General features: G+C 51.7%; 11 protein-coding genes. 9 read left to right on the forward strand and 2 right to left on the reverse strand.

The features are described 5' to 3' along the window. Positions 1-10: 10 nt before the first annotated feature. From DW757_RS01995 to DW757_RS02010, 4 genes are all read left to right on the forward strand, one after another. Complete coding sequence (locus tag DW757_RS01995) at positions 11-1,291, forward strand: Na+/H+ antiporter NhaC family protein (RefSeq protein WP_044930309.1); 1,281 nt, start codon at positions 11-13, stop codon at positions 1,289-1,291. Between the two features lie 11 nt (positions 1,292-1,302). After that, on the forward strand, positions 1,303-2,631 hold the full coding sequence (locus DW757_RS02000; RefSeq protein ID WP_008394897.1) for a sodium-dependent transporter: 1,329 nt from the start codon (positions 1,303-1,305) through the stop codon (positions 2,629-2,631). Positions 2,632-2,889: 258 nt separating this feature from the next. After that, complete coding sequence (locus DW757_RS02005) at positions 2,890-4,530, forward strand: DUF5722 domain-containing protein (RefSeq protein WP_118750838.1); 1,641 nt, start codon at positions 2,890-2,892, stop codon at positions 4,528-4,530. Between the two features lie 222 nt (positions 4,531-4,752). Next, complete coding sequence (locus DW757_RS02010; RefSeq protein WP_008394900.1) at positions 4,753-5,160, forward strand: DUF6465 family protein; 408 nt, start codon at positions 4,753-4,755, stop codon at positions 5,158-5,160. Positions 5,161-5,364: 204 nt separating this feature from the next. On the opposite strand, the gene DW757_RS02015 is transcribed toward DW757_RS02010, so the two are convergent. Then, positions 5,365-5,940 carry a hypothetical protein gene (locus tag DW757_RS02015; RefSeq protein ID WP_015573672.1) on the reverse strand — a complete coding sequence of 192 codons (576 nt, stop codon included), beginning with the start codon at positions 5,938-5,940 and terminating at the stop codon, positions 5,365-5,367. Positions 5,941-6,181: 241 nt separating this feature from the next. On the opposite strand from DW757_RS02015, the gene DW757_RS02025 reads away from it, so the two are divergent. After that, a complete protein-coding gene (locus tag DW757_RS02025; RefSeq protein ID WP_118750839.1) occupies positions 6,182-7,651 on the forward strand; it encodes an RsmB/NOP family class I SAM-dependent RNA methyltransferase in 1,470 nt (489 codons plus the stop codon). 161 nt (positions 7,652-7,812) lie between these two features. Then, positions 7,813-8,511: an SseB family protein gene (locus DW757_RS02030; protein ID WP_118750840.1), complete on the forward strand. Its 699-nt coding sequence runs from the start codon at positions 7,813-7,815 to the stop codon at positions 8,509-8,511. An 87-nt stretch (positions 8,512-8,598) separates the two neighbouring features. Here DW757_RS02030 and DW757_RS02035 read toward each other — a convergent pair whose 3' ends face one another. Beyond that, positions 8,599-9,543: an RluA family pseudouridine synthase gene (locus DW757_RS02035; protein ID WP_118750841.1), complete on the reverse strand. Its 945-nt coding sequence runs from the start codon at positions 9,541-9,543 to the stop codon at positions 8,599-8,601. 117 nt (positions 9,544-9,660) lie between these two features. Here DW757_RS02035 and DW757_RS02040 point away from each other — a divergent pair, with 117 nt between their 5' ends. The 3 genes from DW757_RS02040 (at position 9,661) to DW757_RS02050 (ending at position 13,112) form a co-directional block, all read left to right on the forward strand. Continuing rightward, positions 9,661-10,197: a TRAP transporter small permease subunit gene (locus DW757_RS02040; protein ID WP_008394907.1), complete on the forward strand. Its 537-nt coding sequence runs from the start codon at positions 9,661-9,663 to the stop codon at positions 10,195-10,197. After that, positions 10,191-11,474, forward strand: coding sequence for a TRAP transporter large permease (locus tag DW757_RS02045; RefSeq protein ID WP_118750842.1), 1,284 nt, complete (start codon positions 10,191-10,193; stop codon positions 11,472-11,474). The genes DW757_RS02040 and DW757_RS02045 overlap by 7 nt, the downstream gene beginning before the upstream one ends. A 285-nt stretch (positions 11,475-11,759) precedes the next feature. Next, positions 11,760-13,112 (forward strand): D-alanyl-D-alanine carboxypeptidase family protein, encoded by a 1,353-nt coding sequence (locus tag DW757_RS02050; protein WP_243033299.1) that lies wholly within the window; start codon positions 11,760-11,762, stop codon positions 13,110-13,112. Positions 13,113-13,121: the final 9 nt, after the last annotated feature.

The raw sequence follows: 13,121 nt of genomic DNA on the forward strand, positions 1-13,121 counted from the left end.
GAATTTAATTATGGAAGAGCAGAAAAACGGAAGAGCCTCTGCGCTGCTTCCCATTCTTGTATTTCTGCTGATTTTTCTAGGTTCCGGCCTGCTGACAGGGGATTTCTACAGTATGCCGGCTATCGTAGCCTTTCTTATTGCTCTGTTCGTGGCATTTATCCAGAACCGCAGTCTGTCGTTTGCTGACAAGATGAAGCTGGCCGCGAAGGGCGTAGGAGAGGAAAATATTATCACCATGTGCCTGATTTTCCTGGCAGCGGGAGCTTTCTCAGGCGCTGTCAAGGCTGCCGGAGGTGCAGAAAGCACGGTAAACTTAGGACTGTCCATTCTGCCGTCCAATGTGGCGGTGGCCGGACTGTTTGTCATCGGATGCTTTATTTCCATTTCCATGGGTACCTCGGTGGGCACGATCACAACTCTTGCCCCCATCGCGGTGGAGATCAGCGAAAAAACAGGCTTTTCCATGGCTGTCTGCGCAGGGGCAGTGGTGGGCGGAGCCATGTTTGGAGACAATCTGTCCATGATCTCCGACACGACGATTGCGGCAGTGAAGACGCAGGGATGTGAGATGAAGGACAAATTCAGGGAGAATTTTCTGATTGTCCTCCCGGCGGCAATTCTGACGGTGATTATTTTTCTCGTTATTGCCCAGGATGCCGATTTCCAGATGGATGAGCCTCTGCCCTACAATATTTTTAAGGTGCTTCCTTATCTCGTGGTGCTGATCGGAGCCCTGGCGGGAGTCAATGTTTTTATTATCCTTTTAGTGGGAACGGTGCTTTCTCTGATAGTGGGAGTGGCTGCAGGGGCTTTTGGAATTGCCGAGATGTTCACCTTTGTAGGCGAGGGAGTCACAGGCATGTATGATATTACAGTGATTTCCCTCGTGGTGGCCTGCATTGTAGCTCTGGTCAGGGAGTACGGGGGAATTGATTTCGTACTTTCTTTTATCAGGAAGCGGATCAGCGATGAAAAGGGCGGAGAGCTGGGAATTGCGGCCCTGTCTCTTCTGGTCGATATGTGCACGGCCAACAATACGGTGGCGATTGTCATGGCAGGCCCCATTGCCAAGGAAATAAGCGATGACTTTGGAGTGACACCCAGGCGTTCGGCCTCCCTGCTTGATATGTTCAGCTCCATGGGACAGGGACTGATTCCCTATGGTGCCCAGCTTCTCGCTGCAGCCAGCCTGACAGGTCTTACTCCGTTTGATATTATCCCGTACTGCTATTATCCGATTCTGATGGGAATCAGCGGACTTATATTCATTTTTATCAAAAAGAGAAAATAGGGGGAAAAGGTATGAAAGCTTATAATCAGTGGGCCAGCAAGCTGGGATTTATCATGGCCACGGCGGGAGCGGCAGTCGGGCTTGGGAACCTCTGGAAGTTTCCCTATCTGATGGGCAGAAACGGCGGTTTTCCCTTCCTGATTGCCTATCTTATCTTTGTGTGTGTGCTGGGAGTGCCTGTCATGATTACAGAGATGTCCCTGGGCAGAAAGACGCGTCATGATCCGGTGCAGGCCTACGCAGACATTCATCCCCACGCCAGAATTGTGGGAGTGTTCGGCATACTGGCCGCCTTTATTATTCTTTCCTACTACAGTGTCATCGGAGGATGGATTTTAAAGTATATTGTAAGCTATGCCACTACGCTCCATGCTCCGGCTGATTTCAATGGCTTTATTGCGAACGGTACGGAGCCGGTAGTCTGGCATCTGATCTTCATGGTGGCCACAACGGCGATCTGTTTTTTCGGAATCAGAGGAATTGAGAAGGCTTCGAAATTTATGATGCCCATGCTCTTTGTACTGCTGCTCATCATCATTGCCAGAAGTGTGACGCTTCCAAACGCGGGGGAAGGGCTTAAATTTATCTTTTCCCCGGCAGGTTCCTCCTTCAGCATCACCTCTGTCAGCGCTGCTGTGGGGCAGGTGTTCTACTCCCTGAGCCTCTGCATGGGGATCACAATTACATATGGAAGCTACCTCAGTGATCAGGAGAGTATCCCCAAAAGCTGCGCCAGCGTGGCGGGGCTTGACACGGCAGTAGCAGTTCTGGCGGGGCTTGCCATCTTTCCGGCTGTATTTTCCTTTGGACTGGAGCCGGGACAGGGACCGGGACTTATTTTTGGAACACTTCCAAAGGTATTCTCAAGCATTGCCGGAGGCGCGGTGTTTGCGCTGGCCTTTTTTATCCTGGTCTTTTTCGCGGCAGTGACAAGCGCCATCGCTCTTCTGGAGGTGGTGATTTCTTTTGCCATTGATACCCTGGGATGGGAGCGGAAAAAGGCTACGCTCATTCTGGGAACCCTGGTGTTTCTGACAGGTATTCCGAGTGCCCTGTCCTACGGAGTGCTGGGGGATTTGACGATTGCCAATTACAGCGTCTTTGACTTTGTGGGAATGCTTACTGACAATATTCTGCTGCCGTGCGGCGGAATTACCATGTGCTATTACATCGGATGGAAATGGAAGCCTGAGTATCTGGTGGAGGAAATGGAGAAAGGAGGAAACGTGTTCAGACTGAAACGGCTGTGGATTCTGTGCATCCGTTTCCTGACTCCGGTATTAGTGGGAATTGTTACCATCTCAGGTCTGATCAGCGTGTATGGAGTGGTGTTTCAGTAAAGTGTGACGGCACGCCTGCCAGTGATCTGCCCTCTCTGCGGCAGTTCACCGGCAGGGTGCCGTTTTTCTTTTTTTGCGGCCTGCAGTCCATTGAATTGTAAGAGAATTGTAAATATTGTTAGCTGGAAATAGCAAAACTCTGTGTTATAATAGGGATCAAATGGAAAATGGGGGAATATCTGAGAGACAGACACAGAGAATGATAAGCTCAGTTTTATAAGACCTGAAGGAATGACAGCGTAAAGACAGGAGGAAGATATGAGAAAATTGAGATGGTTAAAGACAATTCTTTCTGCAGGGGCCATGGCCCTCGCCTTTGCGGGGACGGCTTTTGCTTCAGATACAGCCAATATTTCATCCTGCACGGTGAATGGAGGCGAGATCCGGATTACAGGAACGGCCCAGCACACGGAAGACGGGGTGACGGACGATGGAAACTATTATCTGTTCGACCTGATGCCCTATGAAGGCTCCATAGGGGGAAGGACAGATTATGTGGCTTCGTCTGGAAAGACAGACAGCTTTACCTTCACCCTTCCCTTCGACAAAATTCAGGATGAAGATCCGCTGTTTGCAAGATATGTGGTTGCGGTGAATAAGGGAGGAGTCTATGAGGCGGTCAGCAACGAGGCCTATGTGACAAACCCGGAAGTGACGGCCGACTATCAGGAGCCGTTTCCCGAGGCACAGACGAAGAAGGGGCTTAATATCGAGCTTTCCATGCTGGATGACGCCATGTCTCTGGGAGTGAAGCACACGGCTGTCAATATATCAGTCCGGGAATTTCTGGATCCCAACGGGTCCATGACATATACTTACAATGGAAAGACATATCATTTTAACAAGAGCCGTGTGGAGGAGTACGATAAGACAATCAGGATGTTTTCCAATAAGGGAATCATCATTACAGGCATTATCTTAAACGGATGGAACACAGCGAATCCCGAGCTTCTCTATCCGGGAGTGAAGGAGACAGGAACTTCCCAGTACTATATGTTCAACACTGCCACGCTGGAGGGATTTGAGACCTGCCGTGCCGTAATGGCCTTCTTTGCTGAGCGGTACAATGGAAGCAATCCGAACTACGGCCAGGTGTCAAACTGGATTATCGGAAATGAGATTAACAACCAGGCGATCTGGAATTACACAGGCCCCATGCCTCTGGAACAGTATGTGGAGATCTACGAGAGGATGTTCCGTGTCATGTATACCTCCATCCGAAGCGAGAATGCAAACGCCAGAGTTTATTTTTCCACGGATTACAACTGGGTTCAGCCAAACGGCGATACCAGCTACGGAGCCAGGGATCTCATCGACTGCTTTAACAATCAGATCAAGAAGGGCGGACAGATTGACTGGAATCTGGCTTACCACCCATACCCGCTGAACCTTCAGGAACCGGAATTCTGGCTGGAGGATGCAAGGGTGACAGACAGTGTGGATTCGCCGGTAGTCAACTTTAAAAACCTGCATGTGCTGACAGATTACTTTACCCGCCCGGAGCTTTTAAACAGTCAGGGACAGGTGCGCCACATTATCCTGTCAGAGCAGGGATTCACTTCCCAGAGTCCTTCCAGAGGAAATGTGGAGAAGGAGCAGGCTGCGGCCTTTGCCTATGCCTACTTCCTTGTTGACAGCAATCCGTACATCGATTCCTTTATCCTGAGCCGCCAGGTGGATAATCCCTATGAAGCGCAGCAGAGCATGGCTTTCGGCCTGTGGACGGTAAATCCCAGTTCCCAGGTGATTGCGGGCTTTGACAGGAAGAGGATTTACCCGATCTTCAGGGTAATTGATACAAATAAGGCGGTAGAGGAGACGGAATACCTGAAGTCTGTTATCGGAATTTCCAAGTGGAGCGATGTCATTCCTGATTTCAGATGGGGTACAAACAACTAAGAGTGAAGGGGAAGGTGCTGTCCTTTTCCTTGGCTTCCGGCAGTTTTGGAGAAGCTGTATTTTGTGCGACTGAATGATTGAAAATACAGAGGAAAGAGTGAGGCAATTTTCGCGTTTAGTTGACAAAACGGAAAAATAGGCTTATAATTCCTTTCAATTAAGGCATCATAGGATTTTCATAAGGCAGAATAATCAGGAAGTTGTTATAGGAGGATAGGAAAAATGGCAGCACCTAGAAAGAAAACTGCAGCAAAGACTACAGCCGCGAAGGAAGTGAAGGCAATGGAGCCTGCAGCTGAGGTGGAAGTGAAGGCAGAGGCAGCAGGATCTCAGGCGGAGGCTAAGGCTCCGGCGAAGAAGACGGCAGCCAGAAAGACAGCAGCTCCAAAGAAGGAAGCGGCAAAGAAGGCTGAGCCGAAGAAGGAGGCTAAGTCCCGCGTATTTGTTCAGTATCTTGGCAAGGAAATCTCCACCGATGCTCTCGCTGCAGAGGCCAAGAAGGCATTTGTGGCAGCAGGACACAAAGAGGAAGAAATTGAGACGATCGATATCTATGTAAAGCCGGAGGAGAATGCCGCATACTACGCAGTAAACGGCATAGGCTCTGAAGCGTACAGGATTCAGTTATAAGTCCCTCTGAAAAGCAAGTTTGAGGCAGAAATGTGCATCCTGCGTTCTCAGGGGTACAGAAGAGACAACATTCAGAAGTGGCGCTTTCTGATGGCTGAGCAGGCCGTGAGGGCGCCGCTTTCTTTATATAACAGGAAACTTCGTCCCCTGTTATATAAAAACGCTCCGCGGGGATCGCACTTATGAGGGGCAGGACATTCCTGTTCAGAGCCGTTTGGGTGAAGGAGCGGAGAAAAACAGGTGGAGCCTGTTGGCCACGGTACAGCAGGTCAGAGTGTACACAATTTCCATGGCGCTGTTTACAATCCCTGTAATCAGGTAGGAGGAAGCGCAGAAGGCGGCAGCTGCTGTAAGAAGGCAGAACAGCACCCGTCCCTCCTTTTGGCGGTGGAAATAAACTGGAAGGACGGCCAGTACAAGAAAGAAAAAGAAACTGACAGCTGACCAGACGGAAGCGTATACGTGAATCTGGGAGAGAAAAGGTTCTTCTCTCGGCAGGTAGGGGGTAAATACCGACGTCAGGAGAAGGAGGCCGCAGCCCAGGAAAAGAAGCAGCATACCGTCCCATTTTCTGCGGCGCGGAAGGCTTCTTCTGTAAAAAAATGGCAGGAAGCAGAAGAGCAGGTAGATGAGGAGAAAAAAGCTCCAGACGAGAAATTCTCCCTGCCTGTGGTTTGCGGTGCGGATGGAAGAAAAATTAGTGGAAAACAGGGCTGTTTCCCGGCTCAGAGCAACGGTGAGAAAGGGGACAGCAAAATATCCGATAAAATCAAATGCCATATATAGCCCTCCTGACAGCGATTAGTATTTCCCGGGTATCAGTTTGTCCATACTGGAACTGCCAGGTATTTTTGCATGAAATCCGCTGAAATTCCAAAAAACAGCACAGGACTCCCGCTTTTTAGATTTACAGAAACTTTGAGTTGGACAGCGGCAGGAAAAGCTCAGTCTGCAGTATGGAAATAAAAAAGATGCCGGAAAAGAAACAGACAAAACAAAACAGGAAAAGAGAGGAACGAAGATGGAGCTTCCGCAGGTATTTAGAAAAAAAATGAAAAACCTTCTGGGAGAGGAATATGAGGCGTTTCTGGAAAGCTACGACAGGGAGAGAGAGCAGGGCCTGAGGCTGAACCTTCTGAAAACAGACAGAGAGAGGTTCAGGGAAGAAACAGAATTTTCTCTGAAACCGATTCCCTGGGCGGAGGAAGGATACTATTACGGAGCAAAGGACAGGCCAGGCCGCCATCCCTACCATGAGGCAGGGGTGTACTACATTCAGGAGCCAAGCGCCATGGCGGTGGTTTCTCTGCTGGATCCGAAGCCGGGAGATCGGGTGCTCGATCTGTGCGCAGCGCCGGGGGGAAAGACAAGCCATATTGCATCGAGACTCCAGGGAAAAGGTTTTCTTCTGAGCAATGAGATTCACCCGGCCAGGGCCAGGATTCTCTCCCAGAACGCAGAGCGCATGGGGATAGCCAATGGGGCTGTATTCAACGAGGATTCTGCGAGACTGTCCGCTGCCTTTCCCGAGTATTTTGACAAGATTGTGGTGGACGCCCCGTGCTCCGGAGAAGGAATGTTCCGAAAGGACGAGGGAGCCAGGGCTGAGTGGAGTCCCGACAAGGTAAGGCTGTGCGCCCAGCGCCAGGCAGAGATTCTGGAAAACGCGTCGGCAATGCTGAAGCCGGGGGGAACTATGGCTTACTCCACCTGCACCTTTTCTCCTGAGGAGGACGAGCAGGCGGTGGAGGCATTTTTAAAAGCCCATCCGGAGTTTAAAATAAAAAAGGTGAAAAAGTATCCGGGAATGTCAGACGGAGTACCCGGGTGGACCCTGGAGGGCCGGGAAGAGCTCTCCTGCGCTGTCCGAATCTGGCCTCACCGGACAGGGGGAGAGGGACATTTCATTGCGATTCTGGAAAAAGAGGGACGGGATGAGAGGGAAAGAAAGAGAAGATTTCCCGTGTATGTAAAGGACAAAAGACTTTTTAAGGACTGGGAGGACTTTCTGAGGGAAAATCTTTCTGCCGGAAATACGGGGCAGGGAGAGCTCCTGAGCTCCGAAAGGAGAAGGGAATTTATGCTCTTTGGGGATCAGCTTTATCTTCTGCCGCCGGAGCTTCCTTCCTTTGACGGGCTTCGGGTGCTGAGGCCGGGCCTCCATCTGGGAACCTTAAAAAAGAACCGTTTTGAACCCTCTCATGCCCTTGCTCTGTGGATGAGGGAGGAGGACGCAGCAGGTTTCTGCCGCCTTTTCCCCGAAAGCCCCGCCATGGGAGCCTACCTGAGAGGGGAGGCCCTTTCCCTTTCTGCAATTTCAGAAAAGGAGGCCGGGGCTGTCAGAATTCCTCCGGAGAGAAAGAAGGGGTGGATTCTCATGAGCACGGGAAACGGAAAAAGCGGCTACAGCATCGGCTGGGCCAAGCTGTCAGGCGGAATTCTGAAAAATCATTATCCCAAAGGGCTCCGCATCCAGGGGTATGAGGAATAAAAACCATGGAAGCAGACAGAGGCGTAAGGCGGGCAAAAGCCTTGCAAATACTGTAAAAATGCAATAAAATATTTGACTTTTGGGATAATACATATTAAACTGATACGTAATGGCTTATCTGAAGCCTTGGAGAGAGCTTTACCAGTTAAGGAGGAAATAGTTTGAGCGATATAAATAAGACAAACGGCGGCGCAGAGAACACAGAGGCTGCGGAGAAGACAGCTGCGAAAAAGACAGCGGCAAAAAAGACTTCTGAAAAGAAGACGGCCGAGAAAAAGACAGCCACAAGAAAGACGGCTGAAAAGAAAACCACAGCTAAGAAGACAGCGGAAAAACCGGCTGAGAAGAGCACGGCCAAGAAGGCGGCAAAGAAGGAGCCGGAGAAAAAGCGCGTGAATGAGAAGCTCATTGGGGCTCTTGAGAAGTGGGAAAAGAATCCTTCCCGTGAAAATCTGAACGCGGTGATGGAGGAAGTTGTCATGACAGGAAAGTTCCTGGTTCCGGCAGTTACTGCAGAGCTGACAGAGGATGAATCCAGAAGAGTCGGTTCCGGTCAGGGAAGAAAGATGCGCTTTACTGCTTTCTCCAATGCCAAGGGACAGAAGTATTTTCCGGCTTTCACCTCCCCGGATCAGCTTCTGCGCTGGAATAAGGAATACAAGGGAGAGACAGCAGTTCTGACCTTCGACGATCTCTGTTCTGTCGTGGGCTGGAATCCGGAGATGATGGGCTTTGTCGTAGATCCTTTTGGCGCAAACCTGTCAATCGGAGGAGAGCTTTGCGGACAGCTGAAGCACAAGAAAGATGCCCTCAGAAGGAAATACGCCGAACTTGTCAGAAGGAATATGAAGAGGCCATAAAATAACCATAGAATAGACAGGACGCGAAAGAAGAAAAATAAGAGAGCCATGGACATGCCGGAGTGGGCGGGCCCGTGGCTCTCATTTTTATTCTGCAGGAAACGCTGCCAGGTTTTCGCAGATGGAAACTTTGCCGCCCAGGGCAGAGCAAAAATCCGGCGGAAGGGGAGCAGAAAAATTCAGGCTTTCTCCTGTCAGAGGGTGGGTAAAGGACAGGAGGAAGGAGTGGAGTGACTGGCGCCTGAACAGGCGGTAGTCGGGATTGTAGAGGAAATCACCAAGGAGGGGATGCCCGATGTGCTTCATATGCACCCGAATCTGGTGAGTGCGGCCGGTATCCAGAGTCAGAAGGAGAAGGGAGCAGTCATTTTCTGAAGAGTAGACCAGTCTTCTGTAATGGGTGCAGGCGTATTCTCCTCTCGTTTCGTCAACGCATCTTTCGATTGTGGAGCCGTCGGTTCTGGCGATGGGAGCGCAGATGGTTCCCTCTTCGTCAGTTTTTCCCGAAGCGATGGCCAGATACTGCCGTCTGACCTCTTTTCTGGCGACCATTTCGGATAGGAGAGCGGCGCACAGTCCATGTTTGGCGATGATCAGAAGCCCGGTTGTGTCCCGGTCCAGCCGGTTGACAGCCCGGAAGGTAAACGGTTCTCCTCTCTCGCTGAAGTACCAGGCAATCCCGTTTGCCAGCGTGTTGTAAAAGTTTCCCTGGGAAGGATGGACCGGCATTCCGGCAGGCTTGTCGATGACCATCAGATCCCTGTCCTCATAGATAATGTCAAAGTTCTGGCGGACGGGTACGATGTGTTCAGAGGGGGCGTCATCAGGCAGGCGGACCGTCAGCAGATCTCCCTCGGTCAGAAGTTTCGTGGTATAGACAGGAAGCTCGCCGTCTGCTCCCAGGCACAGCCCGTTTTCTGTTTTCCTGAGACGGATAAGGAGGCGGCGGGAGAAGCCGCGGCAGCGCAGATAATGCTCCACGCTTTTTCCGGCGTCCTGTCTTGTAATATGGTAGGTAAATGTCTGTTTCATGGGAATGATTGTACCATGGACAAACGGGAATTGACAAGCCAAAGCTTCCATGGGATAATCGAAAAAAGAAACGGATCATAAAGAAAAAGCGACAGAGAATGGAGAGGGAAGAAGGGTATGGAAAGGGATGCGAAACAGCGGCTTAAACAGAGGGTGAAGAAAATAGCAGATTTCCAGGCAGCGGCCGGGGGAATCTGCCTGGCGGCAGCCCTCGCGCTTCTCGCCCTCAGGCTTGGGACAAAGTATATTGGAGAACATGAACCGGCCTGGGCGGGTGAGATGGCCATGTATGTATTTGTGTGGGGGATCTTTCTTGAATCCGGAGCTCTGGTGTATGAAAAACGCCATTTTGCATTTGAAGCTCTGGCAGAGGGGATTAAAAACAGAAGAGCCAAGCAGCTGATTGTGCTGTTTGACAGTCTGGTAAAGCTGGCGTTTTCCCTGATGGCTGTCTATTACGGCTGCCGTCTTGCGGGAAGACTTCTGGCAGGCGGGGAGACGTACGGGCTGAGCCGCGGCTTTTTATGGCTCTGCCTGCCGTTTTGCGGAATGACATCTGTCCTGTATCTGCTGTTTCATCTGTGGGAGGATTGGGCAGAAAAAAGGGATGCAGATTCAGAAGAACCGGTAAAGGAGGAAGGAGAAAAATGCTGATAATAGGGATAAGCCTGGTCATCCTTCTGGTTTTAGGCGTTCCGGTATCCTTCGCTGTGGGCGCGGTGTCCATTGCAGGAGCCATTTTGCTGACCGATATTCCAGGTGCAGAGATTTTTGCGGGTATGATTGAAAGCCTCTGCGATCCTCTGCTGTTAGCCGTGCCGCTCTTTATTCTGGCTGCCAACCTGATGAATGAGGGGAAGGCGACAGATCGTCTGATTGATGTGGGAACAGCCCTTCTGGGTCACAGGAGGGGAGGACTCGCCTATGTAAATATTCTGGTCTCCATGATCTTTGCCGGAGTGACGGGATCCTCCCAGGAGGACACAGTCAGCGTGGGAAAGAACATGATTCCCTCCATGATACGTCAGGGATACGACAGAAAAACGGCGGTGGGCGTCACAGCCGCCTCCTCGACAATCGGCTCTGTGATTCCGCCCAGTGTATCGATGGTGGTCTTTTCCACACTGGTGCATGTGGACACAGCAGAGCTCTTTCTCTGCGGCCTGCTGCCGGGAATCCTGTTTGGCCTCTTTATGATGGCTGCTGTATGGATTCTGAACAGAAAAAAACAGTTTCCCTCCGGTGAGAGGGCGGAGGGGGAGACGGTAAAGCATCTGGTTATGGAATCGCTTCCGGCTCTTTTAACTCCCGTCATCCTGATAGGAGGAATTGTTTCAGGCTGGTTTACGGTTACGGAGGCCGCTATGTTTGCCTGTCTTTACAGCCTGGTGACAGGGATTTTCTTTTACGGGGAGATAAAGCCTTCAAGGCTGCCGGGAATTTTTGTAGATACCATGAAGGCAGCGGCGCTTCCTCTGTTCGCCTTCGCCACCGCCGGCTCCCTCGGAAAGCTGGTGGCATACTACAATCTGGACGGGCAGGTGCTGGAAGTGTTTTCAGGGATGGAGGGAGGAGCGTTCTTCTTCCTTCTGGCAGTGGAAATTCTGCTGCTGATAGTGGGAATGTTTGTGGATGCCTCCCCTGCCATGATCCTGCTGGTTCCCATTCTGCAGCCTGCATCCGCTGCTCTGGGAATACCGGTTTTGGCTCTGGGGCTTGCGGTTGTCATCACGCTGTCCCTGGGCCTTGTGACTCCCCCCTATGGCCCCTGTCTTCTGATAGCGTCGGGAATCGGAGGCCTGTCCATGGAGGAGGGCTTCAGGGGAACACTTCCGTATTTTCTGTCTTCTGTGCTGGTTCTTCTCCTCCTGGCGGCAGCCCCCCATCTCTTTGCAGAGCTTCCGGTCATGCTCTTTCCCGGAAGATTTTAGGCTGCCTGGCACTCCTGCTCAGGATAAGAGCGCAGCTGAAATTGAAAGGCCGGGGAAGCCGGTTTCTTCCCCCGGCCCGTCAGAATATTGAAACACCAGACAGCATATAGTTTGGTAAAATGGAAGCAGGGGGCAGCCCAGGTGAGACGCAGAGAAGGGGAAAGGGGGCGCCTGAGGAAGGGCGGAACAAAACCAGAGAAAAAAAATAGGGAAGAGCAGAGGAAAGTGCTCAAAGGACGGAAAGAAAAGGAAAGTAATGCAGGAGGAAGGCAAGGAAAAGTCAGGGTGAAAGCCTTCGGCCGGAAGGCAGAACAGGGTTTCCTCGGTATGCTTGGCGGGATTTTCCTAGCTGTTTCGGTAACATTGCTTCCGGCAGGCCAGGACGGAAAGTCAGAGACGGCCGGCGGCTCTGCTCTGGCTTCCCCGGAGACAGTGTCCTCAGAGAGGGCGTCATTTTCTGCGGAACCAGCCAGCCAGAGCCTTTCAGGAATATTGGACGAGACTTTGCCTGCCCAGGCTAAGCCCGAAGAGGATTTTAAGCTGTACGCCCAGTCGGCTGTCCTGATGGACGCCGGTACGGGGCGTATTTTGTATGAGAAGGATGGAAAAACGAAGCGGCCCATGGCCAGCACAACGAAGATTATGACCTGTATACTGGCCCTGGAGGAGGGGAGCCCGGAGGATCTGGTGACTGTCTCCTCCTATGCAGCTTCCATGCCCGATGTGCAGCTGAATATTCGCGAGGGGGAGCAGTATTATCTGAAGGATCTGCTGTACTCCCTGATGCTGGAATCGCACAATGACACGGCAGTTGCGGTGGCAGAGCATATCGCCGGCTCAGTGGAGGAGTTTGCCGTCCTTATGAACCAGAAGGCCAGGGACATCGGGTGTACTGACACCTGGTTTGTCACTCCAAACGGGCTGGACGGGGCAGGCGGCCCCCAGCAGACGCCTCACTCAACTACAGCGGAGGACCTGGCCCGCATCATGAGTTACTGCATCACTCAGTCCCCGAAGCGGGAAGAATTTATTGAGCTGACTAGAACGGCATCTCACTCCTTTGCGGACAGGGAGGGAAAGCGCTCTTTCTACTGCGCAAACCACAATGCCTTTCTGACCATGATGCCGGAGGCCCTGACGGGAAAAACAGGCTTTACAGGGGCGGCGGGCTACTGCTATGTGGGAGCCGTGCAGGACGAAGGCAGAACTTTTGTGGTTTCCCTTCTGGGCTGCGGATGGCCGCCCCACAAAACTTACAAGTGGTCGGATATGAAAACGCTCTCTTCCTACGCGCTCAGGGAGTACGGATGGAGAGAAGTCTTTGAGTCAGGGAAAACGTTTCCGGACGCGGCTGTAAAAGACGGCGTTGCAGAAAAGACAGGTCTGGTTCTGGCAGTGCCGAAGGAGGAGCAGACGCTCCGGGTGCTGATGCGCGAGGGGGAGGAGGCTGACATCCGCTACCGGTACCCTTCAGAGCTTGAGGCGCCTGTGGCGGCCGGGACTCCGGTTGGAAGCGCGGATTACTATATAGAAGGGGAGCTTTTAAAAAGCTATCCCATCTGTACCAGGGACAATGTGGAGCGCATCAGCTATCTCTACTGTCTGAGACAATGCGTCAGACAGATTTTTTCTTTCTGATCCTGGCTG

It is taken from the genome of Clostridium sp. AM29-11AC (assembly GCF_003480545.1).
In the GTDB taxonomy this organism is placed as follows: domain Bacteria; phylum Bacillota; class Clostridia; order Lachnospirales; family Lachnospiraceae; genus Otoolea; species Otoolea saccharolyticum_A.

Excerpts from the sequence above, each read along its gene's own strand:
- DW757_RS01995 (WP_044930309.1), top strand. The coding sequence starts at position 11 with ATGGAAGAGCAGAAAAACGGAAGAGCCTCTGCGCTGCTTCCCATTCTT.
- DW757_RS02005 (WP_118750838.1), top strand. The coding sequence starts at position 2,890 with ATGAGAAAATTGAGATGGTTAAAGACAATTCTTTCTGCAGGGGCCATG.
- DW757_RS02015 (WP_015573672.1), bottom strand. The coding sequence starts at position 5,940 with ATGGCATTTGATTTTATCGGATATTTTGCTGTCCCCTTTCTCACCGTT.
- DW757_RS02040 (WP_008394907.1), top strand. The coding sequence starts at position 9,661 with ATGGAAAGGGATGCGAAACAGCGGCTTAAACAGAGGGTGAAGAAAATA.
- DW757_RS02025 (WP_118750839.1), top strand. The coding sequence starts at position 6,182 with ATGGAGCTTCCGCAGGTATTTAGAAAAAAAATGAAAAACCTTCTGGGA.
- DW757_RS02035 (WP_118750841.1), bottom strand. The coding sequence starts at position 9,543 with ATGAAACAGACATTTACCTACCATATTACAAGACAGGACGCCGGAAAA.
- DW757_RS02000 (WP_008394897.1), top strand. The coding sequence starts at position 1,303 with ATGAAAGCTTATAATCAGTGGGCCAGCAAGCTGGGATTTATCATGGCC.
- DW757_RS02045 (WP_118750842.1), top strand. The coding sequence starts at position 10,191 with ATGCTGATAATAGGGATAAGCCTGGTCATCCTTCTGGTTTTAGGCGTT.
- DW757_RS02010 (WP_008394900.1), top strand. The coding sequence starts at position 4,753 with ATGGCAGCACCTAGAAAGAAAACTGCAGCAAAGACTACAGCCGCGAAG.